18 protein-coding genes are annotated in these 21,378 nt (G+C 68.6%); 7 read left to right on the top strand and 11 right to left on the bottom strand.

The window, feature by feature from the left end:
• Positions 1 to 60 precede the first annotated feature (60 nt).
• Entirely contained in the window at positions 61 to 741 is a 681-nt protein-coding gene (locus tag AX690_RS20725; RefSeq protein ID WP_066687486.1) for a hypothetical protein, read from the bottom strand.
• A 109-nt stretch (positions 742 to 850) separates the two neighbouring features.
• On the bottom strand, positions 851 to 1,873 hold the full coding sequence (locus tag AX690_RS20720) for an RluA family pseudouridine synthase (protein ID WP_066687487.1): 1,023 nt from the start codon (positions 1,871 to 1,873) through the stop codon (positions 851 to 853).
• A gap of 93 nt (positions 1,874 to 1,966) precedes the next feature.
• On the opposite strand from AX690_RS20720, the gene AX690_RS20715 reads away from it, so the two are divergent.
• Positions 1,967 to 4,456, top strand: coding sequence for a TonB-dependent receptor (locus AX690_RS20715; RefSeq protein WP_066687488.1), 2,490 nt, complete (start codon positions 1,967 to 1,969; stop codon positions 4,454 to 4,456).
• Between the two features lie 108 nt (positions 4,457 to 4,564).
• Positions 4,565 to 6,271 carry an alkaline phosphatase gene (locus AX690_RS20710; protein WP_066730543.1) on the top strand — a complete coding sequence of 569 codons (1,707 nt, stop codon included), beginning with the start codon at positions 4,565 to 4,567 and terminating at the stop codon, positions 6,269 to 6,271.
• Between the two features lie 132 nt (positions 6,272 to 6,403).
• Here AX690_RS20710 and AX690_RS20705 read toward each other — a convergent pair whose 3' ends face one another.
• Both AX690_RS20705 and AX690_RS20700 read right to left on the bottom strand, forming a co-directional pair.
• Positions 6,404 to 7,144 carry a DUF2793 domain-containing protein gene (locus tag AX690_RS20705; protein WP_066683005.1) on the bottom strand — a complete coding sequence of 247 codons (741 nt, stop codon included), beginning with the start codon at positions 7,142 to 7,144 and terminating at the stop codon, positions 6,404 to 6,406.
• 93 nt (positions 7,145 to 7,237) lie between these two features.
• Positions 7,238 to 8,245, bottom strand: coding sequence for a nitronate monooxygenase family protein (locus AX690_RS20700; RefSeq protein ID WP_066683006.1), 1,008 nt, complete (start codon positions 8,243 to 8,245; stop codon positions 7,238 to 7,240).
• 234 nt (positions 8,246 to 8,479) lie between these two features.
• Here AX690_RS20700 and AX690_RS20695 point away from each other — a divergent pair, with 234 nt between their 5' ends.
• The 3 genes from AX690_RS20695 to AX690_RS20685 are packed head-to-tail and all read left to right on the top strand — an operon-like array spanning position 8,480 to position 12,643.
• Positions 8,480 to 9,871 carry a methylmalonyl-CoA mutase family protein gene (locus AX690_RS20695; RefSeq protein ID WP_066683045.1) on the top strand — a complete coding sequence of 464 codons (1,392 nt, stop codon included), beginning with the start codon at positions 8,480 to 8,482 and terminating at the stop codon, positions 9,869 to 9,871.
• A 3-nt stretch (positions 9,872 to 9,874) separates the two neighbouring features.
• Positions 9,875 to 12,025, top strand: coding sequence for a methylmalonyl-CoA mutase (scpA, locus tag AX690_RS20690; protein ID WP_066683007.1), 2,151 nt, complete (start codon positions 9,875 to 9,877; stop codon positions 12,023 to 12,025).
• Positions 12,026 to 12,067: 42 nt separating this feature from the next.
• Positions 12,068 to 12,643: a Uma2 family endonuclease gene (locus AX690_RS20685; protein WP_066683008.1), complete on the top strand. Its 576-nt coding sequence runs from the start codon at positions 12,068 to 12,070 to the stop codon at positions 12,641 to 12,643.
• Here the strand turns inward: AX690_RS20685 and AX690_RS20680 are convergent.
• Positions 12,640 to 13,113: a DUF4112 domain-containing protein gene (locus AX690_RS20680; RefSeq protein ID WP_066683009.1), complete on the bottom strand. Its 474-nt coding sequence runs from the start codon at positions 13,111 to 13,113 to the stop codon at positions 12,640 to 12,642. The genes AX690_RS20685 and AX690_RS20680 overlap by 4 nt on opposite strands.
• Positions 13,114 to 13,238: 125 nt before the next feature.
• On the opposite strand from AX690_RS20680, the gene meaB reads away from it, so the two are divergent.
• Together meaB and AX690_RS20670 are read left to right on the top strand one after the other, a co-directional pair.
• Positions 13,239 to 14,222 (top strand): methylmalonyl Co-A mutase-associated GTPase MeaB, encoded by a 984-nt coding sequence (meaB, locus tag AX690_RS20675; protein ID WP_066683010.1) that lies wholly within the window; start codon positions 13,239 to 13,241, stop codon positions 14,220 to 14,222.
• Between the two features lie 83 nt (positions 14,223 to 14,305).
• Complete coding sequence (locus tag AX690_RS20670) at positions 14,306 to 14,617, top strand: hypothetical protein (protein ID WP_066683011.1); 312 nt, start codon at positions 14,306 to 14,308, stop codon at positions 14,615 to 14,617.
• A 216-nt stretch (positions 14,618 to 14,833) separates the two neighbouring features.
• On the opposite strand, the gene cckA is transcribed toward AX690_RS20670, so the two are convergent.
• The 6 genes from cckA to AX690_RS20640 form a co-directional block, all read right to left on the bottom strand.
• Positions 14,834 to 16,912: a cell cycle histidine kinase CckA gene (cckA, locus tag AX690_RS20665; protein ID WP_066683046.1), complete on the bottom strand. Its 2,079-nt coding sequence runs from the start codon at positions 16,910 to 16,912 to the stop codon at positions 14,834 to 14,836.
• A 100-nt stretch (positions 16,913 to 17,012) separates the two neighbouring features.
• A complete protein-coding gene (gene flhB, locus AX690_RS20660) occupies positions 17,013 to 18,098 on the bottom strand; it encodes a flagellar biosynthesis protein FlhB (protein ID WP_066683012.1) in 1,086 nt (361 codons plus the stop codon).
• 9 nt (positions 18,099 to 18,107) lie between these two features.
• Positions 18,108 to 18,863, bottom strand: a complete 756-nt coding sequence (gene fliR / locus AX690_RS20655) for a flagellar biosynthetic protein FliR (protein ID WP_066683013.1) — start codon at positions 18,861 to 18,863, stop codon at positions 18,108 to 18,110.
• An 18-nt stretch (positions 18,864 to 18,881) separates the two neighbouring features.
• The gene (gene fliQ, locus AX690_RS20650; RefSeq protein ID WP_066683014.1) at positions 18,882 to 19,145 is read right to left on the bottom strand and encodes a flagellar biosynthesis protein FliQ; all 264 of its coding nucleotides are present in this window, start codon (positions 19,143 to 19,145) and stop codon (positions 18,882 to 18,884) included.
• Positions 19,146 to 19,305: 160 nt separating this feature from the next.
• Entirely contained in the window at positions 19,306 to 19,608 is a 303-nt protein-coding gene (locus AX690_RS20645) for an energy transducer TonB (RefSeq protein ID WP_066683015.1), read from the bottom strand.
• A 56-nt stretch (positions 19,609 to 19,664) separates the two neighbouring features.
• Complete coding sequence (locus AX690_RS20640; RefSeq protein WP_066683016.1) at positions 19,665 to 21,026, bottom strand: hypothetical protein; 1,362 nt, start codon at positions 21,024 to 21,026, stop codon at positions 19,665 to 19,667.
• Positions 21,027 to 21,378: the final 352 nt, after the last annotated feature.

Raw genomic sequence — 21,378 nt, 5'->3', positions numbered from 1 at the left:
GATACGCTTTCAAGGACAGCCAAATACTGGCTGGGGAGTTGCGATGACCCAAATTGGGTCCTAGCGCGACGTTGCGTCGCAGGGGTGAGCGCCGTCGCGCATGCCCGCGACCCAGACGGGTTCGACATAGCGACCGCCGGTTCGGAAGCCGGGGGCGCAGCCTTCGGGCGTGTCGTCCGTCCGGCCTGAGCTCCCCGTCATGACCGACAGGGCGACCGACTGCTGCGAGCCGCCGCGCAGGCGACCATAACCGTAGCCATAGGGCCCGCCGTAGTAGGGACCGCCAGCGTACGGATCGGCGTAGAAGCCGCCGTGCTTGCCGAAATCGGTCTTGGAGACCGCGACGCCCACCGTCGTGTTCTCGCCGACGGGAAAGAGGGCCGAGGCGTAGGCGCTGCGGTATCCGCCGGTGCCGACCGAGACGCCCATCGAGCCGTGGACCTTGCGCTTGCCGTCCTCGTCCCGGTCAGCGGGCAGCAGACCGCGCGGACTGCTTTCGGAACGCGGCGCGGGGGTCTCGGCCAGGAAGGCGGCGATCTGCTCCTGGGTCGTCAGGGGCTTGGACGTCTGCGGGGCGATCGGCGCGGCCTGGGCGGCGGCCTTCAGCGCTTCGGGCGTGGGCTTGGCCTGAGCGGTGGCGATCACCTCATCGTCGCCGGCCGAAGCGAGCAAGGGCGTCGCGGCCAAGGCGGGAGCGGCGGCGGAAAGGCTGACGGCCAGGATCGCGATAAGACGCCGCATGGCTAAGCTCCAGGGTGGCACGCTACCACACTAGAGCGCCAAGCCAGCGCAATTAGGGCGCTTTTGTTGCGCCGGCGCAAGCTTGACCTGACGCGGGCGCGGAAGCCAGCTAGAGCGCTTCCAGGCTTCTCTGGAGCGTCGCCATGTCGGCTGGAAGCGGCGTCTCGAAGCGGAGGGTCTCGCCGGTGATCGGATGGACGAACCCCAGCACCGCCGCATGCAGCGCCTGACGCTTAAGCCCGGCCGCCTGGATGGCCTCTCGGACCGCGGTCGCCGGCTGGCCCGCGCCATAGACGGGGTCGCCCAGGCACGGACTGCCCTTGCTGGCCATGTGGACCCGGATCTGGTGCGTTCGGCCGGTCTCGAGGCGGCAGGCGACGCGGGCGGCCAGGGGCTTGTCCTGTGGACCGAACGCGGCCTCGACCCTGTAATGGGTGATCGCCTCGCGCCCGCCGGACCGCAACACGGCCATCTTCTTACGGTCGCCGGGCGAGCGGCCCAGCTGCGTGGTGATCGTTCCCGAGGGCGGCGACGGCGCGCCGCGGGTCAGGGCGATGTAGAGGCGATCGATGTCGTGCGTGGCGAACAGGGCCGAGAGGCCCTTGTGCGCGGCGTCGCTCTTGGCGGCGACCATCACGCCAGAGGTGTCCTTGTCCAGACGATGGACGATGCCGGGGCGCGCGACGCCGCCGACGCCCGACAGGCTGTCGCCGCAGTGGTGCAGCAGGGCGTTGACCAGGGTGCCGGTCAGGCTGCCCGGCGCGGGATGAACGGCCATGCCGGCGGGCTTGTCGACCACGATCAGGTGCGCGTCCTCGTAAAGCACGGCCAGGGGGATAGCCTCCGGCTCGGGATCCGCCGGGATCGGCGGCGGGACAAGCAGGACGTAGGTTCCAGCCTTGGCCTTGCGCGAGGCGTCGGCGACCAGCTGGCCGTCCAGCGACAGGCGGCCCTCGGCGATCAGCGCCTGCAACCGCGCGCGAGACAGGTCGGGAAGCAGCGCCGCCAGCGCCTTGTCCAGGCGCTGGCCGGCCAGCTCCGGCGGCAGGACGGCCGTCAGGGCCTCACCGCCCTCGTCGGATACGGCGTCGTCGAGGACGTCGTCGTCCAGCCTGTCTTCCGTGCGCGTCACCTGGGTTTCATCGCTCCTTCACACGTCCGTCGCACCAACGACACGCGTCATGCCTACGGGCCAGATCGAGTTTCGCATTCAGGGGGATAGTCGATGCGCGCTTTCCGCACCACCACGCTGTTGACCGCCAGCCTTCTGGCCCTGGCGGTCGCCGCCCCGGCCTTCGCCGCCGACGCGCCAACGACGCCGGCCGCCGATGATCAGGACACCCGCCTGGGCGAGGTCGTGATCACCGCCCAGAAGCGCGCCCAGGACCCCGTCGAGGTGCCGATGGCGGTCACCGCCTATTCCGGCAAGTTCCTGGAGGCGATCGGCGTCAAGGCGTTCGACGAGCTGTCGGCCTTCACCCCGGGCTTCCTGGTGCAGAACCAGTCGAACAACAACTCCGGCTTCGTAATGCGCGGCATCACCTCGGACTCCGGCTCGGCCACCGACGAGACCCGCGTGTCGATCTACCAGGACGGCGTGCCGATCTCGCGTTCGCGCGGCTCGTATGTCGAGCTGTTCGACATGGAGCGGGTCGAGGTCGCCAAGGGGCCGCAATCGACCCTGTTCGGCCGCGGCGCCCTGATCGGCGCGGTGAACCTGGTGCAGAACAAGGCCAATCCGGCCAAGAACGACTGGCTGCTGAAGGCCGAAGGCGGCACGGGCGGCTATTTCGTCGGCGAGGGCATGGTCAACTTCGCGTTCGGCGACGACAGCGCCCTGCGCATCGCCGCCCGCGCCCGCAAGAACGACGGCTATGTCGACGACGCGGCCGGCGGGGACGCCTACAACTCGACCAACACCAAGGCCGTGCGCGCGGCCTATCACCTGGAGCCGGGCCCGCTGAAGCTGGACCTGATCGGCAATTACCAGGAAGACTCCACCACGGGCACCTCGTTCAAGAGCCATACGTTCAACCCGACCAACCCGGTGACCGGCCAGGCGCTGGGGGACACCGGCGTCTCGTCGGCCGCCACCCTGGCGCCGGGCGCGGGTTTCGAGGGCGGCGCGCCGCTGGGCCTGGAGCGCAAGGTCTACGGCCTGACGGCCCTGGCCGAGTACAAGATCAGCGACAGCTGGACCCTGTCGTCGATCACCGCCACCCGCGCCTTCCATTCGGTTGAGGTCTTCGATCCGGACGGCTCGTCCCTGCCGATCCTGACCTTCGCCGAGGACGCGCAAGGCCGTCAGCAGAGCCAGGAGCTGCGCCTGCGCTATGATGACGGTGGCCGCTTCACGGGTTTCGTCGGCGCCAACTACTTCCACGAGACGGGCTCCTGGCGCATTCCCGGTCAGTATGACGAGCGTCTGGTGCTGGCCCTGCTGGCCGGCAATACGCCGCTGGGCATCAGCCGGCCGAACCCGCAGCCGTTGGCCGTGCTGACCAACCCGGCCTACCTGGCGCAGGTGCTGCAGCTGGGTTTTGGCATCCCGTCCGCGATCGCGCCGGGCATCGTCTCGAACCTGAAGCCGATCCACCGCGAGGAATTCGCCAACTACGGCGAGAACACCGCCTATGACGTCTATGCCGACGGCACGTTCAAGCTGACGGACAAGTTCGAGATCACCGCCGGCATCCGCTACACCAGCGAAGACCGCTGGGCGGCCTACCGCTCGAACGTCCAGAACGGCCGCTCGATCCTGGGCATCCTGCTGGCCGCGCCGACCGCGACCAACCTGTTCCTGGCCGCCCAGCCGAACGCCGTGAACAATCCGCTGCTGCCGACCGTGGGCCTGATCACCCAGCCGACCACCAACAACGGCGACACCTTCGCCAAGTCGATCGACGATAACGGCCTGACCTGGCGCGTGGTCGGTCGCTATGAGCCCGCCGACAATCTCAGCCTCTACGCGTCCTACGCCCGTGGCCGTCGCCCGGACGTGATCTCGTCCAGCGCGCCTTCCGCGCCGCTGGGCGCCGCGCGCTTCAACGTGGTCGACTCCGAAAAGGTCGACAGCTACGAGGCCGGCGCCAAGGGCAAGCTGATGGACGGCCGTCTCTACCTGTCGGGCGCGGTTTTCCGCTACGACTACGACAACTTCGCCACCAGCTTCCGCCAGGGCGCCCAGGTCGTGACCCTGAACGCCGGCAAGGCCAAGGCCTACGGCTTCGAAGGCGAGGCTCGCCTGCAGGCCGGCGACTACTGGACCCTGTTCACGACCTACGCCTACAACCACGCCCGCCTCGAAAGCGGCCTGCGCAAGGGCAATTCCTTCCGCCTGTCGCCCGACCAGAGCTTCTCGGCCGGCGCCGCGTTCAGCCGCGAGGCCCTGGGCGGAAAGCTGACCTTCACGCCCACCTACACCTGGCGCTCGAAGATGTTCTTCGACGACGACAACGACCGCAGCGATCTGCAGTCGTCGGGCCTGTTCCCCGACACCAAGGTCGACGAGTTCCAGAAGGCCTACGGCCTGCTGAACGTGCGCGTCGGCTTCGGCGCGGTTGACGATCGCTGGAAGGTCGAGGCCTTCGTCGAGAACCTGGGCGATGTCAGCTACCTGAAGGACGCGGGCAACACCGGCGACAGCTTCGGCATCCCGACCTTCATCGCCGGCAAGCCGCGCTTCATGGGCGTGGGGATCACCTTCCGCCACTAGGATCAGGGGATCGCCTCTCCCGGCGGATGTCGGGAGAGGCGATCACGGCTGCTCGACAGCCTCGTCTTTCCATTGTCTCGTTCCGCGTATCCAGGGGGAGAGCGCATCATGACCATCGACCGCCGTAAGGTGCTGGGCCTTCTGGGCCTCTCGGGCGCCGCCGCCGGCGAAGCCGCCGCCGCCACGGTCAAGGGCCTGCACGAGGGTCCCGTCCGCTTCGAGCACGGCGTGGCCTCGGGCGATCCGCTGCAGGATCGCGTGATCCTTTGGACGCGGGTGACCGCCCCGGGCGCCAAGCTGCCGGTGGGCGTGCGCTGGGATGTCGCCGCCGATCCGGATTTCAAGACCATCGTCCGCCAGGGACACGCCACCACCGACGCCAGCCGCGACCATACGGTCAAGATCGACGTCACCGGCCTGAAGCCGGGGACCGAGTACCACTACCGCTTCCGCGCCAGCCGCGCGGGCGAGGCCGTGGGCGAGGCGGTCGTCGGCCGCACGCGCACTCTGTCGGTCGGCGCCGTCAAGGACGTCGTCCTGGCGGTCACCTCGTGCAGCCTCTATCCGAACGGCTACTTCAACGCCTATGACGCGATCGCCAAGCTGCCGCGCGTCGACGCCGTGCTGCACCTGGGCGACTACATCTACGAGTACGGCGCCGCGCCGGGCGACTACGGCATGAATTCGCCGACCGCCAAGACGCGCGTACCCGATCCGCCGCACGAGATCGTCACCCTGGACGACTATCGCCGCCGGCACCGCCTCTACAAGACCGACCCGATGCTGCAGGCGGCCCACGCCCGCGCGCCGTGGATCGTGGTCTGGGACGATCACGAGACGGCCAACGACAGCTGGATCGGCGGCGCCGAGAACCATCAGCCGAAGACCGAGGGCGACTGGGCGACCCGCAAGGCCGCCGCGCTGAAGGCCTATTACGAGTGGATGCCGATCCGCGAGGCCGCGCCGGGAACCCTGCCGGAGGCTGCTTGGCGCGGCTTCCAGTTCGGCGACGTGGCCACCCTGCTGATGACCGAGACGCGGCTGACCGCGCGCACGCATGAACTGGATTATGAAACCGACCTGCCGATCGTCGACGGCAAGCCGGACGTCGCGGCCTTCGTCGCCAAGTGGAAGGATCCTTCGCGCCGGATGATGGGCCAGGACCAGGAGCGCTGGCTGGCCAGCCAGGTCCAGGCCTCGGTCAAGGCCGGCACGGCCTGGCAGGTGCTGGGCAACCAGGTGGTCATGGCGCGCGTCGCCACGCCCAACCTCCAGAAGACGATGGGCGAGGAGAAGTTCGCGGCCCTGGTGGCCCAACTGCCCGACTACGCCAAGAAGCGTGTCGCCCAGTCCGTGGCGATGTCGGCCTACGACATTCCGTCGAACCTCGACGCCTGGGACGGCTATCCGGCCGACCGCCAGCGGGTCTACGACATTTTCACCGCCGCCAAGGCGCGGCCGATCGTGCTGGCGGGCGACAGCCACATGTTCTGGGTCAATGAGCTGTGGAACGACGCGGGCGACAAGCGCGTGGCCGCCGAGTTCGGCGCGACCTCGATCACGTCGCCCGGCTATGGCGACCTGATGCCGGGCGCCCCGATCGGCGAGGCCTTCGTCCAGCGCAACAAGGAAGTCCGCTACAGCCATGGCAGCGCCAAGGGCTTCGTCCTGCTGACGCTGGAACACGGCAAGGCCACGGGCGAGCTGATGACGGTCTCGACGATCCTGGATCCGAAGTACGAGACCAGCGTGCTGAAGCGCTTCGTGGTGACCCCGTCGGCCGACGGCGGGGTGGAGGCGTTGAAGGAGGGGTAGGGGCGACTTCAGGATGCTCCCCTGCGATGCGGGGGAGCTGTCGCGGAGCGACTGAGGGGGCAAGCTGGGCGAACCGCCGCGTTAGCCCCCTCCGGCCCTCTGGGCCACCTCCCCCGCGGCGCGGGGGAGGAACTAGGCGACCGCCGCCGGCGCGTCGAAACGCATCACGTGGATCGCCACCCGCACCTTGCCGCCGACGAAGTTTCCGCCCACCGCCGTCAGCATCACGGGCGTGTCGGCGTAGTAGGCCGTCGGACCGACCACCCCGATATTGCTGGAGTTCTTGGCCACGCCCAGCGAGCCGCCGAACTTGCTGGCCTCGCCCGCGACGCCGCAGTTGTAGGCCGTCGCGCCGGTGATCGCGGCGGTGGTCCGGGTCGAGACCGCCAGCACGATCGCGCGATTGGGAATGACGATGCTGGTCGCGGTCGAGGCGCCCGCCAGCGTCACCTCCTGCTCCAGGATTTCGACACGCGTGTTGGCGAGGTTCGGCGAGGCGGCGGCGGTCAGGCTTCGGAAGGTCGTCGACAGAGGCGTCCAGGCCGCGCCGTCAAAGGCGACCATCTGGTTCTCGTCCTTGACCCAGGCCAGCACGCCTTCGGCCGGGGCGAGCGGCTCCCAGGCGCCGGTCTCGAAACGCATGAGGGTTCCGGCGGGTTGGCCGCCCCAAGCCGCGCCACTAGCGCCGGCCGGGAGGATCCAGACGCCGCCGACGGAAGGACTGGCCGGCTGGACCGTCACGGCGCGGCTTTCGACGGCCAGTTGGACGAGGCCGTCCAGCCGGGCGAGGCTTTCATTGATGGGGATATGCTTCTGGGCCTGGGCGGCGACCACATAGGGCAGGCCAAGGCGGGGCGTGACGTCGTCGAACATGGAGCGGCTCCGGGAGCGATGGAAGACGCTCCCAGCATCAGGTCGCCGCTAGGACCGGGGACGAAGCGACCTCCGTCCCCGTCGAACGCCCGTCTACTCGGCGGCGAAAGCCAAGTGATTTCCGGAGGTAAGCGCGGTCTTGGCCGCCAGTTCGGCCTTGGCTTGCTCGTACTCGGCCGCGAAACGCGCGATGAGTTCGGCGGCCGGCAGCACTTCCTTGATCGCGCCGATGCCCTGACCCGAGCCCCAGATGTCGCGCCAGGCCTTGGCCTCCTGGTTGCCGCCCGAGCCGAAGCTCATCTTGGACGGATCGCTTTGCGGCAGGTTGTCGGGATCCAGGCCCGCGGCGATGATCGACGAGCGCAGATAGTTGCCGTGCACGCCGGTGAACAGGTTCGAATAGACGATGCCGTCGGCCTGGCCCTCGACGATGGCGCGCTTGTAGCCCTCCACCGCGTTGGCCTCCTCGGTCGCGATGAAGGCCGAGCCGATATAGGCCAGGTCCGCGCCCATGGCCTGGGCGGCCAGGATCGAGCGACCGCAGGCGATCGAGCCCGACAGCGCCACCGGCCCGTCGAACCATTGGCGGATCTCCTGGATCAGCGCGAACGGCGACAGCGTGCCGGCGTGACCGCCGGCGCCGGCCGCGACCGGGATCAGGCCGTCGGCCCCCTTCTCGATCGCCTTTCGGGCGAAGCGGTCGGTGATGACGTCATGCAGGGTGATGCCGCCATAGGAATGGATCGCCTGGTTCAGGTCCTCGCGGGCCCCCAGCGAGGTGATGACCACCGGGACCTTGTATTTGACGCACAGCTCGATGTCCTCCTCGAGCCGGTTGTTGGTCTTGTGGACGATCTGGTTGACGGCGAACGGCGCCGAGGGGGCGTCCGGGTTAGCCTTGTCGTAGGCGGCCAACTCCTCGGTGATGCGCGCCAGCCATTCGTCCAGCTGGGAGATGGGTCGGGCGTTCAGAGACGGAAACGAGCCGACGATGCCCGCCTTGCACTGGGCGATCACCAGGTCGGGATTGCTGATGATGAACAGCGGCGAGGCGATGACCGGAAGGCGCAGACGGTCGCGCAGGATCGGCGGCAGGGCCATGGGCGAAGGTTCTCCCCTTTTGGAGATCGGCTTGAGCGCCGAATATATGATCACCGTTCAGCTTAAACGCTCGTTTGGCGCCCGCGCAAGGCTTGACGGCCGTAGCGGCAGGGGCGCATCACGATCGAAAATAAAAATGCTGCAGTGCAGGAGAGAGACGCTTTGACCGAGGCGACCACGCCCCTGGCCGAGGATTTTGGTCTACAAGGCGACGACGCCACGCGCGCGCGCTGGATGGCCCTGGTCGAAAAGACCCTCAAAGGTCAGAGCTTCGAGGACGCGCTGACCACCTCCACACCCGACGGCGTCACGATCCAGCCGCTCTATACCGCCAAGGACGGCGTCGCCGTCGCTCGCGACCTGCGCATCCGTGACGCCGAGCGTCCGTGGGACCTGCGCGTTCGCGCCGCCCACCCCGATCCGGCGCGATCGGCCAAGGACCTGCTGACCGACCTCGAGAACGGCGCGGCCTCGGTGCTGCTGCAGCTGGATCCGACCGGCGCGAACGGCGTCGCCGTCGGCTCGGCGGATGACCTCGCCAAAGCGCTTTCCGGCGTCCTGCTGGACCTCGCGCCCGTGGCGCTGGACGCCGGCTTCCTGGGCCCCAAGGCCGCCGACTGGCTGGGCGCGCTGGCCAAGGCCGCGCCCAACGCGCCGCTGGCCTTCCACCTCGATCCGCTGACCGCCTTCATGCAGGCCGGCGCGAGCCCTGGGCCGATCGAGAGCCACATGTTCAACGCCGCGACGGTGGCGACACGCCTGGCCGCGACCTACGCCAAGGCCAGCCTGTTCCTGGCGACCGGCCGCGCCGCGCACGAGGCCGGCGGCTCCAATGTCGAGGAGCTGGCCGCCATGACCGCCGCCGCCCTCGCCTACGCCAAGGCGCTGACGCGCTCGGGCCTGTCCACCGAGGACGCCTTCAGCCGTATCGTGCTGGGCGTCAGCCTGGACGGCGAATACTTCACCGGCGTCGCCAAGATCCGCGCCGCCAAGGCGATGTGGGCGCGGCTGACGCAGGCTTGCGGCGTCTCGGTCCCCGCCAAGATCGAGGCCCGCTCGTCGCGCCGGATGCTGGCCAAGGCCGACGCCTGGACCAACCTCCTGCGCCTGACCTCGGCCGGGTTCGCCGGCGCGGTCGGCGGGGCGGACGCTATCGTCCTGGACGCCTTCACCGACGCGATCGGCCAGCCCACCGCCTTCGCCCGTCGCCAGGCCCGCAACACCCAGCTGGTCCTCATGGAAGAGAGCAACCTGGGCCGCGTCGCCGATCCGGCGGGCGGGGCCTGGTACCTCGACAGCCTGACCGACCAGTTGGCCCGTGCGGCCTGGAACGGCTTCCAGGCCATCGAGGCCGCCGGCGGGATCATCAAGGCGCTGGAAAGCGGCTTCGTCGCCAGCAACGTCGCCAAGACCCGCGCGGCCCAGGAAGCCGCCTTCGCCGACAAGACCCGCAAGATCCTGGGCGTCACCGTCTTCCCCAACGCCGACGACAAGCCGCCGGAGGTCGAGACGCCCGATCCGGCCGCCTTCGCGGTCGCCGCGCCGGACGTCCGCCTGCCCGGTCCGGATAGCAAGTGCCCCGCCCTGACGCCCATCCGCTTCGCCGCCGCCTTCGAGGGAGCCTGAGCCGTGACCAAGTTCCCCGACTTCACGACGATCGACTTCGCCGAGATCGCCCCCGGCGCCGCGCCGGACGGCCAGGCCTGGAGCACGCCCGAAGGCGTCGATGTCGCCCCCGCCTTCGACGCCGGCGACATCCAGGGCCTGGACTTCCTGGGCGGCTATCCGGGTGTCGCGCCGTATGTGCGCGGCCCCTACCCGACCATGTACGTGACCAACCCGTGGACGGTGCGGCAGTACGCGGGCTTCTCGACCGCCGAGGATTCCAACGCTTTCTACCGCCGCAACTTGGCGGCGGGTCAGATGGGCTTGTCGGTGGCCTTCGACCTAGCCACCCACCGCGGCTATGACAGCGACCATGAGCGGGTGAAGGGCGATGTCGGCATGGCGGGCGTGGCCATCGACTCGATCCTGGACATGCGCACGCTGTTTTCGGGCATTCCGCTCGACAAGATGAGCGTGTCGATGACCATGAACGGCGCGGTGCTGCCGATCCTGGCGCTCTACATCGTCGCGGCCGAGGAACAGGGCGTCAGCCCCGACAAGCTGTCGGGGACGATCCAGAACGACATCCTCAAAGAGTTCATGGTGCGGAACACCTACATCTATCCGCCCTCGCCCTCGATGCGGATCATCTCGGACATCTTCGCCTACACCTCGGCGAACATGCCCAAGTTCAACTCGATCTCGATCAGCGGCTATCACATGCAGGAGGCCGGCGCGACGGCCGACCTGGAGTTGGCCTACACCCTGGCCGACGGGGTCGAATACGCCCGCGCCGGCGTCGCGGCCGGCATGAGCATCGACCAGTTCGCGCCGCGCCTGTCGTTCTTCTGGGCGATCGGCATGAACTACTTCATGGAAGTGGCGAAGATGCGCGCCGCGCGCCTGCTCTGGGCCCGCCTGATGAAGCGCGAGTTCGATCCCAAGGACGACCGCTCGCTCAGCTTGCGCACCCACAGCCAGACTTCCGGCTGGTCGCTGGCCGCGCAGGACGTGTTCAACAACGTCGCCCGGACCTGCGTGGAGGCCATGGCCGCTGTGAACGGCCAGACCCAGAGCCTGCACACCAACAGCCTCGACGAGGCCCTGGCCCTGCCGACCGACTTCTCGGCCCGGATCAGCCGCAACACCCAGCTCTTCCTGCAGATGGAGAGCGGCACGACCCGCGTCGCCGACCCCTGGGGCGGCAGCTACTATGTCGAGCGCCTGACCTACGAGCTGGCCCAGAAGGCGTTGGCCCACATCGAGGAGGTCGAGGCCCTGGGGGGCATGGCCAAGGCCATCGAACAGGGCCTGCCGAAACTGCGCATCGAGGAAGCCGCCGCCCGCACCCAGGCCCGCATCGACAGCGGCAAACAGAGCGTAGTCGGCGTCAACCGTTACAAGCCCGAGGTCGCCGACGACATTCCGGTGCTGAAGGTCGACAACAGCGCCGTGCGCGCCGCCCAGCTGGAGAAGCTGGCCCGCCTGAAGGCCGAGCGTGATCCGGCCGCCACCGAGGCCGCCCTGAAGGCGCTCGAAGATGGCGCGCGCGGAAACGGCAACCTGCTGGCCCTGGCCGTCGACGCCGCCCGCGCCAAGGCCACGGTGGGCGAGATCAGCTACGCCCTGGAGAAGGTGTTCGGCCGCCACCGCGCCGAGATCAAGTCGATCCAGGGGGTCTATATGAAGGAGGCCGGCAACGATCCGAAGACCGCGCGCGCCAAGGCCATGGTCGAGGCGTTCGAGCAGGCCGACGGCCGCCGCCCGCGCATCCTGATCGCCAAGATGGGCCAGGACGGTCACGACCGCGGCCAGAAGGTCATCGCCACAGCCTTCGCCGACCTCGGCTTCGACGTCGACATCGGCCCGCTGTTCCAGACCCCGGCCGAGGCCGCCCGCCAGGCGGTGGAGAACGACGTCCATGTGGTGGGGGCGAGCTCGCTGGCCGCTGGTCACCTGACCCTGGCGCCAGAGTTGAAGGCGGAACTCGCCAAGCAGGGCCGCGACGACATCCTGATGGTCGTGGGCGGGGTCATTCCGCCCCAGGACTTCCAGGCCCTGCGCGACGCCGGCGCGGCGGCGATCTTCCCGCCTGGCACGGTGATCGCCGACGCGGCGATCGAACTGCTGGACAAGCTGAACCGGCAGCTCGGCTACACGCAGGAAGCGGCCTGAGGATCGAGTGCGCCTAACCGTACGGTGTGGTACGATCAGGGTATGAACGCCCTGGCCCGAGCGCTGGAGACATCGCAACAGCACCGCTTCACGCTGGACGATGTCCTGCGCATGCAGGAAGCTGGCATCCTCGACGAGGGCGCCCGCGTCGAGTTGATCGACGGAGCGCTGGTCGAAATGGCCCCGGAAGGCACGCCCCATACGCGGGTGAAGATGCAACTGGCCATGCGGTTCATGGCCAGCGCTGGCGACGCCATCCGTGTGATCGTCGACTCGACCTTGCGCCTGGCGCCGACGTACGCCCCGGATCCGGATCTCTATCTGTACGACGCGACGCTGCCGCTCAGCGCGGTGAATGGCGCCAACGTCGGTCTGGTGATCGAGGTCGCGCACTCGACCCTGAAGAACGACCTTGCGGTGAAAGCCGAGATTTACGCTCAGCACGGCGTGCGAGACTATTGGGTCGTGGATGTGAACACCGACACGCTGATCGTGCATCGCGGTCTGGCGGGCGGCGTCTATCGCGACGTGACGCATCACGCGGCGCGCGAGACGGTAACGGCCCTTGTTCTGCCAGGCGTGTCGCTATGCCTGGCGGAGCTGCCAGTCATTCGCTAGCCAGCTTTTCGCCGGAAGAGGCCCCGCTTCTTCTGGCTGCGCTCGAAGGCGACTTCTTCGGGCAGGCCATGGCGGGCCTCGATGTCCTTCTGCAGCGCCTTGGCCGCCATCAGGTGGCCGGGGAACAGGGTGTCGACGGCCCATCCCAGGACCGGCACGGTGTCGGACAGGTTATCGGCGGCGAGATAGGCGGCCATCCGGCCCATGGTGGCGGGCGAAGCCTTGGCGTGAGCCGCATGGAACAGCAGCAGCGCCCCGGCGCCCAGGCCATAGGCCAGACCAACGCCCGGCACCCAGGCCAGCACGCCGTCGAGGCCGATGCCGACGGGGCCGACGCCGATCAGGCGGTCGGAGAGACGCTTGATCGTTTCGGCCGCGCGCCAGGCGCGATGCGCCTTGAAGCGCTGGTCGTCCACCAGACTGGCTTGCGGCTCGGCATAGGCGGAAGCCATGGAGAAGTCGTCGGTCATGATCCCAGAACGTTCCGCTTCGTCCGTCGTTGCCTCGACCTCAGATCGTCGACCTTGCCCGGCGCCGCAAGACCGATTGACCGTTTTGGTTTCGCGATCGGCCGGCCTCGGCTAAGCGAGGTCTGGTGAATCCTGCTCTCGACATCGACGCCCTGGAACAGCGCCTGGTCGCCGGCGACCGCGCCGCCTTGGCGCGCGCCATCACCTTGGTCGAAAGCCGCCGCGCCGATCATCAGGTCGCGGCCCGGACGCTGCTTTCGCGGCTGATGCCGTTGACGGGCCGGGCTCAAAGGATCGGGATCACCGGCGTGCCTGGCGCGGGCAAGTCGACCACGATCGAGCGTTTTGGTTGCAACCTGGTCGAGGCGGGCTGCAAGGTCGCGGTGCTGGCGGTCGATCCGTCGTCCGGCCGCCACGGCGGTTCGATCCTGGGCGACAAGACGCGGATGGAGCAGCTCAGCGTCCAGCCCAACGCCTATATCCGCCCTTCCCCCTCCGGCGGCGCGCTGGGCGGCGTGGCGCGCAAGACCCGCGAGGCGATGCTGCTGTGCGAGGCGGCCGGCTTCGACGTGGTGATCGTCGAGACCGTGGGCGTTGGGCAGTCCGAGACGGTGGTGGCCGACATGGTCGACATCTTTCTGGCGCTGCTGATCCCCGGCGGCGGCGACGAGTTGCAGGGCATCAAGAAGGGCCTGATCGAGCTGGCCGACCTGCTGGTCATCAACAAGGCCGACGCCGATCCCGCCAAGGCCGAGCGCTCGGCGCGCGACTATCGCAACGCCCTGCACATCCTGACGCCAGCCCACCCCGACTGGACGCCGCCGGTGCTGACCGCCTCGGGTTTGACCGGCCAGGGTCTTGATGTGCTGTGGACCCAGATCCAGCGCCACCGCGAAATCATGACCGCCAATGGCGCGCGCGCCGCCCGCCGCGCCGACCAGGACGCGCGGTGGATGTGGGCGATGGTCGAGGACCGACTGCGGGATGCGTTCCGGACAGCGCCCGCCGTGGCCGCGTTGGCGCCAAACCTCGAAGCCTCGGTTCGCGCTGGCGAGGTCCCAGCTTCGGTCGCCGCCGATCGCCTGCTCGCCGCTTTTGGGCTGGACTGACCCCGTCCGAGGCGGCGTACGGCTTCGGGATCAGAGTTGTCGACACTTTGGCAATTGCGTCGGTTTGGGTCTAAAGACCCCGCATGCTCAAGAAGACGATCGTCAGCAAGGTCACCGATCCCGCCGCAGAGGCCGACCGCGCGTGGTTCGAAGCCAACGCCGAAAGGCGCTTCCGCCTGCGCGATCCCGCGCCGCTGGAGTTCAAGGACCCTCTCGGCGATCCCGGCGACGGCTTCTCCTGGCGCGTCCTGGTCGCCCTGCTGCCGGATGGCGGCCGTCTGCGTCTGCCGGTCTCGCTGTCGTGGGAGCTGCACAACGACCACGCCAAGGACCAGCACCTGCGCATCCTGTTCGACCAGATCGCGCCCGCCGAGGCCAAGGCGCGACTGGGCTGAGAGGCCATTGACGACGGCCGGGGATCGCGCCCCCTCGGCCGCGTGACCCGTACGATCCTGATCTGGGCGCTGGTCCTCGCGATCGGCGCCTTCATCCTGCAGTGGCTGGAGCAGCAGTTCCTGCTGCGCGTGCTGTCCTGGAAGATCTCAGCGCGGCGCTGCTGCGCAATCCGCGGTTCCTGCCGGCCAAGGCCTAGGGGAGTCGAGCAGGCGGCCTCAGGCCGCCTGCAACTGCTGCTTGACCCGCTCGGCCAGGGTCTTGATGTCGATCGGCTTGGGCAGGAAGGTCACACCCGTCTCGCCCTCCAGCAGGTCGCTAAACTCGGCCTCGGCGTAGCCGGAGATGAACATCACCGGCGCGGTCCCCAGATAGCCGCGCGCCTTCTTCAGCAGGGTGGGGCCGTCGATACCCGGCATGATCACGTCGCTGATCAAGAGGTCGATCGTGCCGGCGTGCTCCTCGGCGATCAGCAGGGCCTCCTCGCCGTCGGCGGCCTCCAGCACCTCGTAGCCGCGAGCGCGCAGCAGGCGGGCGGCGACGCTGCGGACCGCGTCCTCATCCTCGACGAACAGGATGCGGCCGGCGCCCGAGAGGTCGCGGGCGGCGCGCGGCTTGGCCGGCTCGGTCGTCGCGGCCTGAGCGGCGGCGACGCCCACCGGCGCGTCATACACGGGCAGGAAGATGCGGAACGCCGCGCCTTCGCCCGGACGGCTGTGGACGTGGATCCAGCCGTCGCTCTGCTTGACGATGCCGTAGACTGTGGCGAGGCCCAGGCCCGTGCCCTCGCCCACCGGCTTGGTGGTGAAGAACGGGTCGAAGATCTTGCCCATGACGTCGGGCGGAATGCCCGGGCCGTCGTCGCTGACCTCGATGAAGGCGCAGTCGCCATCGGCTGCGGGGAAGCCCAGTTGGATGGCCTCGTCGCGGTTCAGGCGCGCGGTGCGGATACGCACGACACCGCCGCCCTTGGCCGCGCGCACGGCGTCGCGGGCGTTGACGGCCAGGTTCATGACCGCCGTCTCGAGCTGGCTCTTGTCGGCGCGGACCTGCGGCAAGTCGCGGCCGTAGTCGGTGATCAGCTTGACGTCTTCGCGCAGCAACCGGCGCAGCAGCACCTCGAACTCGGAGATCAGTTCGCCAAGGTCCAAGACCTCGCGCTGGACGGTCTGCTTGCGCGAGAAGGCCAGCAGCTTGCGAACGAGGTCGGCGGCGCGCACGCCCGTCTGGCGGATCTCGTTGAGGCCCTCATACGAAGGGTCGCCGACCGGGTGACGGTGCAGCAGTTCGTCCAGGCGCAGCTGGATGGCGGTCAGCAGGTTGTTGAAGTCGTGCGCCACGCCGCCGGCCAGCTGGCCGATCGCCTGCATCTTCTGGGCTTGGGCCAGTTGCAGCTCGATCTGCTTCTGCTCCGACACGTCGATCATGTAGGCCACCAGGCGGCCTTCGGCGCGGTAGAGGTAGAGGTGGGCGATGCGGGTCGCGTCGCGCGCCAGGCGCACCTCGTAGGGACCAGCCCGCCCCTCGGCCAGACGTGTCTCGGCGTCCGCGCGCGAGCCCGCGTCGATCAGGTCGCCGAACACCACGCCGGCCTTGGCGCCGGTCATGGTCGTCAGGGCCGGATTGGCCTCCAGCACGCGCGAGGTGAACGGCTCCAGACCTTCCAGCAGGGCCGCGCCGAACGGCGAAGCGCCGGCGAAGGCGTCCAGAGAGTTGGGCGGCGGCGCGGCGCGCTCGGCCGTCGGCGCGATCGCGACGGGCTCGGCCGCCGGCTCGGGCGCGGCGACGGGCGACAGACGGATCAGCAGGCGGCCGCCGGGCAGGCAGGAGACCTTGGCGAGATGATCGGCGTCGCCGGCGCGCAGCGCGCCCTCGGCCATCTCGCCATGACGGGCCTGGATCATGGCGGCGAACAGGCCAGCGCCGGCCACGCCCTTGGGTAGGCGGCGCTGCGAGCCCATCAGGGCGCGCCAGGCGGCGTTGGCGGCCAGCACCCGGCCGTCCGGCGCGGCCAGGCTGGCGGGCTCGCTCAAGGCGGCGATGAAGGTCTCGGCCTGATCGGAATCATCGCCGCTCTGGGCGGCGCCGCGGATGGCCAGCAGGCCCAGCACGGCCACGCCCGCCACGCCCAGCAGCAGCAGCAGACCCGCCAGCGTGGCCGGCCCCGCCTTCAGCGCCGGCGCGGCCGAGAAGCCCGCCGCCGCCAGGAAAAATAGCGCCGCGCCCGCCAGCCACGGATCGAAGCGCCGACGCCCCGCGCCGGCCATGGCTTTGTCCTGGAGGTGAAGATCGGCCATCGGCGGCATGAATACCTTGGTTACGGCGAGGCTGCGACTCACCGGAGATCGTTGAAACAATAACCTTTCCCGAGGGCTAGGTCTTTTTCGGAAGTAGGGCCTACAGCGGACGCGCCCGTGACTGAGGCTTCTTGCCGTTGAGGATGAAGCTGATGACCTTGGCCACCGCCTCGAAGTGCTCGACGGGGATCTCCTCGTCCACCTCGACGCTGGCGTAGAGGGCGCGCGCCAGAGGCGGATCCTCCAACACCGGCACCCCGTGCTCCTCGGCGATCGCGCGGATCTTCAAGGCCAGTTCGTCAACGCCCTTGGCCACGCAAAGCGGCGCGGGCGTCTCGCCGGCCTCGTATTTCAGCGCCACGGCGTAGTGGGTCGGGTTCATGACGACCACGGTCGCCTTGGGCACCTGCTGCATCATCCGCTGGCGCGAGCGCTGCATCTGGATCTGGCGGCGCTTGCCCTTGATGTGCGGGTCGCCGTCCGACTGCTTGAACTCGTCCTTGACCTCTTGGAGGGTCATCCGCATCCGGTTCATGAAGCGGTGGCGTTGCCAGAACCAGTCGAAGGCCGCCGTGCCGGTCAGGAAGATGATCACGGCGATCAGCAGCGACTTGGACAGCTTCATCGCCTCGGGCAGCATCAGAGCCGGGTCGAGGCCCACCAGATTGCGCACCTCGCCGACATGCGGCTTCAGCACCATCCAGGCGATCAGGCCCGTGACCAGGAACTTCACCGCCGACTTCGCGAACTGAACGAAGCCGTCGATGCCGAAGATGCGGCCCAGGCCCTTGATCAGGTCGAGCTTGCTGAAATCGGGCTTCAGCTTGGAGGGCGTCAGAAGGAAGCCGGACTGGGCGATGTGGGCGACCGCGCCGGCGAAGGCCGAGACCAGCATCACCAGGATCAGCGGCGGCAAGGCGGCCATGGTCGCCTGCTTCATCACCACCATCGCGCCGCCGCTCGAAAGGTCGATCGTGCCGGCGTGGGCGATGAACGGGTAGAGCGCGGCGGAAAGGTCGCGGGTCAGCCAGCCGCCGGCCAGGATCACCACCGAGACGGCGCCGACCAGCGAGGCCAGTTGCGGGATATCGGCCGACTTGACGACGTCGCCCTTGGCGCGCGCGTCCGATAACCGTTTCGCCGACGGTTCTTCTGTTTTCGACTCGGGATCCGTATCGTCCGCCATGCGCGCCCCCTAGGCGAAGACCTGCAGGAGCTCGCGATAGCGATCGGTCCAGACCATGGCGATGCCGCCCAGGGACAGGGCCAGCAGCGACAGGCCCAGGATCACGCTGAGCGGCGAGGCGACGAAGAAGATCTGGAACGCGGGCATCACCCGGCCGACCAGACCCGTGGCGAGGTTGAAGACCAGCGAGAAGACGATCACGGGAGCGGCCAGTTGGACGCCCAGCGAGAACGACTCCGCCACCGTCCGCACGGCCAGGGTGACGGCGTCGTTGACCGGCACGGCGCGCGTGAACGGGAACAGGGTGTAGGACTTGACGATCGCGCCGATGAACAGGTGATGCAGCCCGGTCGCCATGATCAGCGTCAGCCCCATCATCGACAGGAACGTCGCCACCGCCGTGCTCGAGCCCTGCATCGACGGATTGGTGGTCTGGGCGAAGGAGAGCGTCGTCTGCAGCGAGATGATTTCGCCGGCGGTGGTCAGCGAGATCATGAACAGCCGCAGCACCGAACCGATCATCAAGCCGATCAGGATCTCATGGATGATCGCGCCGACCAGACCGCCCAGGGTGGTCGGGATCGGCGGCACGGTGTCCTGGACCAACGGCCCCAGCAACAGCGCCATCAGGAGCGCGAACGACAGGCGGATGCGCGGCGGCACCGTCTGGTCGCCAATGCCAGGCATGGTCATGACCATGGCGCCCACTCGCGAGAACACGAGGGCGGCGACATAGACCTGAAACGCCGTGGCGAAGGAATTCACGCGCCCCCTGCCCTTCCGCTACAGGCCCGCGATGCGGGCTGCGATCTGGCGCATGAAGGCGCTCATCAGCGCGCCCATCATCGGCAGGAAGATCAGCAGTGAAATGAAGATCGCGACGATCTTCGGCGCGTAGACCAGGGTCTGTTCCTGGATCTGGGTCAGGGCCTGGAACAGGCCGATGGCGACGCCGACCACGAGGCCGACGATCAGCACGGGCGCGCACAGCTTGAGCGTCAGCCAGATCGCGTCTCGGCCGACATCTAGAACCTCGGCGCCCGTCATCGAAAGCCTCTTGGGAATCGGCCGCCAAAGGCCGTGGAATCGAGGGCTTTAGCTTGGGCGAGATATGGTTAACGAGGCGTTAGGAGTTAACCTTCCGATGGCCTTATCCCGCAGGCCGCGACGGCGCGTCGCGGCCCATGAGCGCTGCGAGGGAAGCGCTTTATCGGATGCGAATCCGCACCGGCACCTGGATGTAGGAACCCGCGCGGCTCTTGCCGTCGGGGCCCAGCAGGTCGACCTGGAACTGCGAGGCCATCGACAGGGCGGCTTGGCCGACGCCGAGTTCGCTGGGGGTTTCGTCCTGAACCGTGCAGGCCGTCAGGCGGCCGTCGTTCTTCACCAGGCAGTTCAGCAGGGCGACGGCCTCGCGCGGCTGCGAGGCCGGGACGAGCATGTCCGAGGCGGTCTTGGCCGGAACAGGAGCGGCGACCACGGCGGCGGCCAAGGCGAGCGAAGCAATCACGAGTTCATCCCTTTACTTGTCGTTCTTCTGGCGGGTCCGCCGCGTCCCGTTTCGGGTCAGGCCGCCGGAGCCCGCTGGAGACGTTGCAGGCCTTGTGCCGCCAGATCAGTCAGCGAGCGCAGGCCCAACTCCGAGAAGATGTCGAAGGCCGCGGCCAGGGCCACGCCAGCCCGGGCCAGACGACCGTCGTCGCGACCGGTGATCTCGACCCGCGCCTCGTACAGGCGAGCGAGGTTCATTTGCGCCACCGCCCAGCTGGCGGGATCGCGGGCGCCGCGCACCTCGGCCAGCTCGGCCTTGAAGGCCAGCTCGGCGGCGTCCAGCACCGCCAGGTCGGCGGTGAGCTCGGCGCAGCGCGCCAGACACAGGGCGCGGTTGTTGGCGACATGAGCGCGGAGGGCCAGGGCCGGCTGGACCTTCAGGATTTGCGTGGCGCGGTCATAGGCCGAGACGGCTTGTTCGAAGACGCGCTCGCTGGTGGTCGCCTCGCCCATGGTCTGCAGGACGGCGCCAAGCAGCGCCTGGGCGCGGGCCCAGTCCATCGGACTGTGGTCCAGCGAGATCACCTGCCCCGCATCGGTGATCGCCTGGACGCCTTCGCCGATACGGGCGATCTCGCCGTCCAGGTCGCCCAGTTGCACCAGGGCGGCGCCGCGGAGACACTCCAGTCGCGCCCACACCAGCGGTTCGAAGTCGGCGTCGAGTCCCTCGAGCGCGCTCTTGGCCTCCGACGCGGCGAGTTCCGCCAGGGCGCGATCCTTCAGGCGCGCGGCGCAGTTCAGGATCAGGTCGATGCGGTTGGCGCGCTGATCGGCCAGCAGCAGCCGCGCCGCGCCGCCCTTGGCGCGCTTGGCGGCGGCCAGGGCGCGTAGCGGCGCCTCAAAGGCCTGGACAGCGGCCAGGGCGCGGTCGAGATCGCCCGCCGCCAGGGCCGCACGGCCCTCGAGGGCGGCGGAAAGGGCGCCGCAAAGCGCGGTGCGGTGTTGGGCGGGCGTCCGAGCCAAGGTCGAGATGGCGGCGGCCACAAGGCCCTCGTCGCCGAACAGGTCGGCGCCTTGCAGCGCCAGCATGACCTGCTCGCAGCGAGCGGCCGCGAGGCCGTCTTGGCGGCGCTCGGTCTCGAAGATCTTCACGGCGGCCTCGGCCTGGGCGGCGCCCTTGCGCAGCGCCGTGGCGTCACCGGTGCGGCGGGCCAGTTCGCGCCAGATCACGGCGGCTTCCAGAAGGCGCGCGCCGCGCTCCTTGGTCCCCAGCCGGCTGGCCGCGACGTCGGCCGAGCGGGCCTCGTTGGCCAACAGGCGTGTGTCGAGCAGTTCCAGCAGCGAGGTGTCGCCACCGGTCAGGCCGTCCCGCCAGGCGCTCTTGGCCTCGGTCTCGACACCGAACAGCCGCTTCAGATCTCGTCCGAATTCGAACATGGCAGCGCACTCCACTTGGGGACGTCCCCACCCGGGACAGCCGTCGAAGGTTCAACGCCCAAGCAGCAAAACCGGAGCCAGCAGCTTTAACAAGTGGTTAATAGGTCTTTACGGCGCGTTAACCATAAATATTTCCCAAGCCTTTACACCTCGCGGCCAACTTCGCCCAAAATGGCTGGAGACGCCTCGATTTGGCACACTTTTTGCTTCAACGAACTCGCCCACTTTCTTCCCCAGGAGGCATTTATTAGAACGACGTTCATTGATCTTAAAATGACGTTAACTATAAGTTTTAGGGCGATGTTTACCTTCTGTTCGCACCCCTCCCCCAACTTGACCGAAGCAGGTTAGA

The organism is Caulobacter sp. CCH9-E1 (assembly GCF_001556515.1).
GTDB lineage: Bacteria > Pseudomonadota > Alphaproteobacteria > Caulobacterales > Caulobacteraceae > Caulobacter.
The sequence above is the reverse complement of the archived record's forward strand: the minus strand, read 5'-3'. Positions and strand labels throughout refer to the sequence as shown.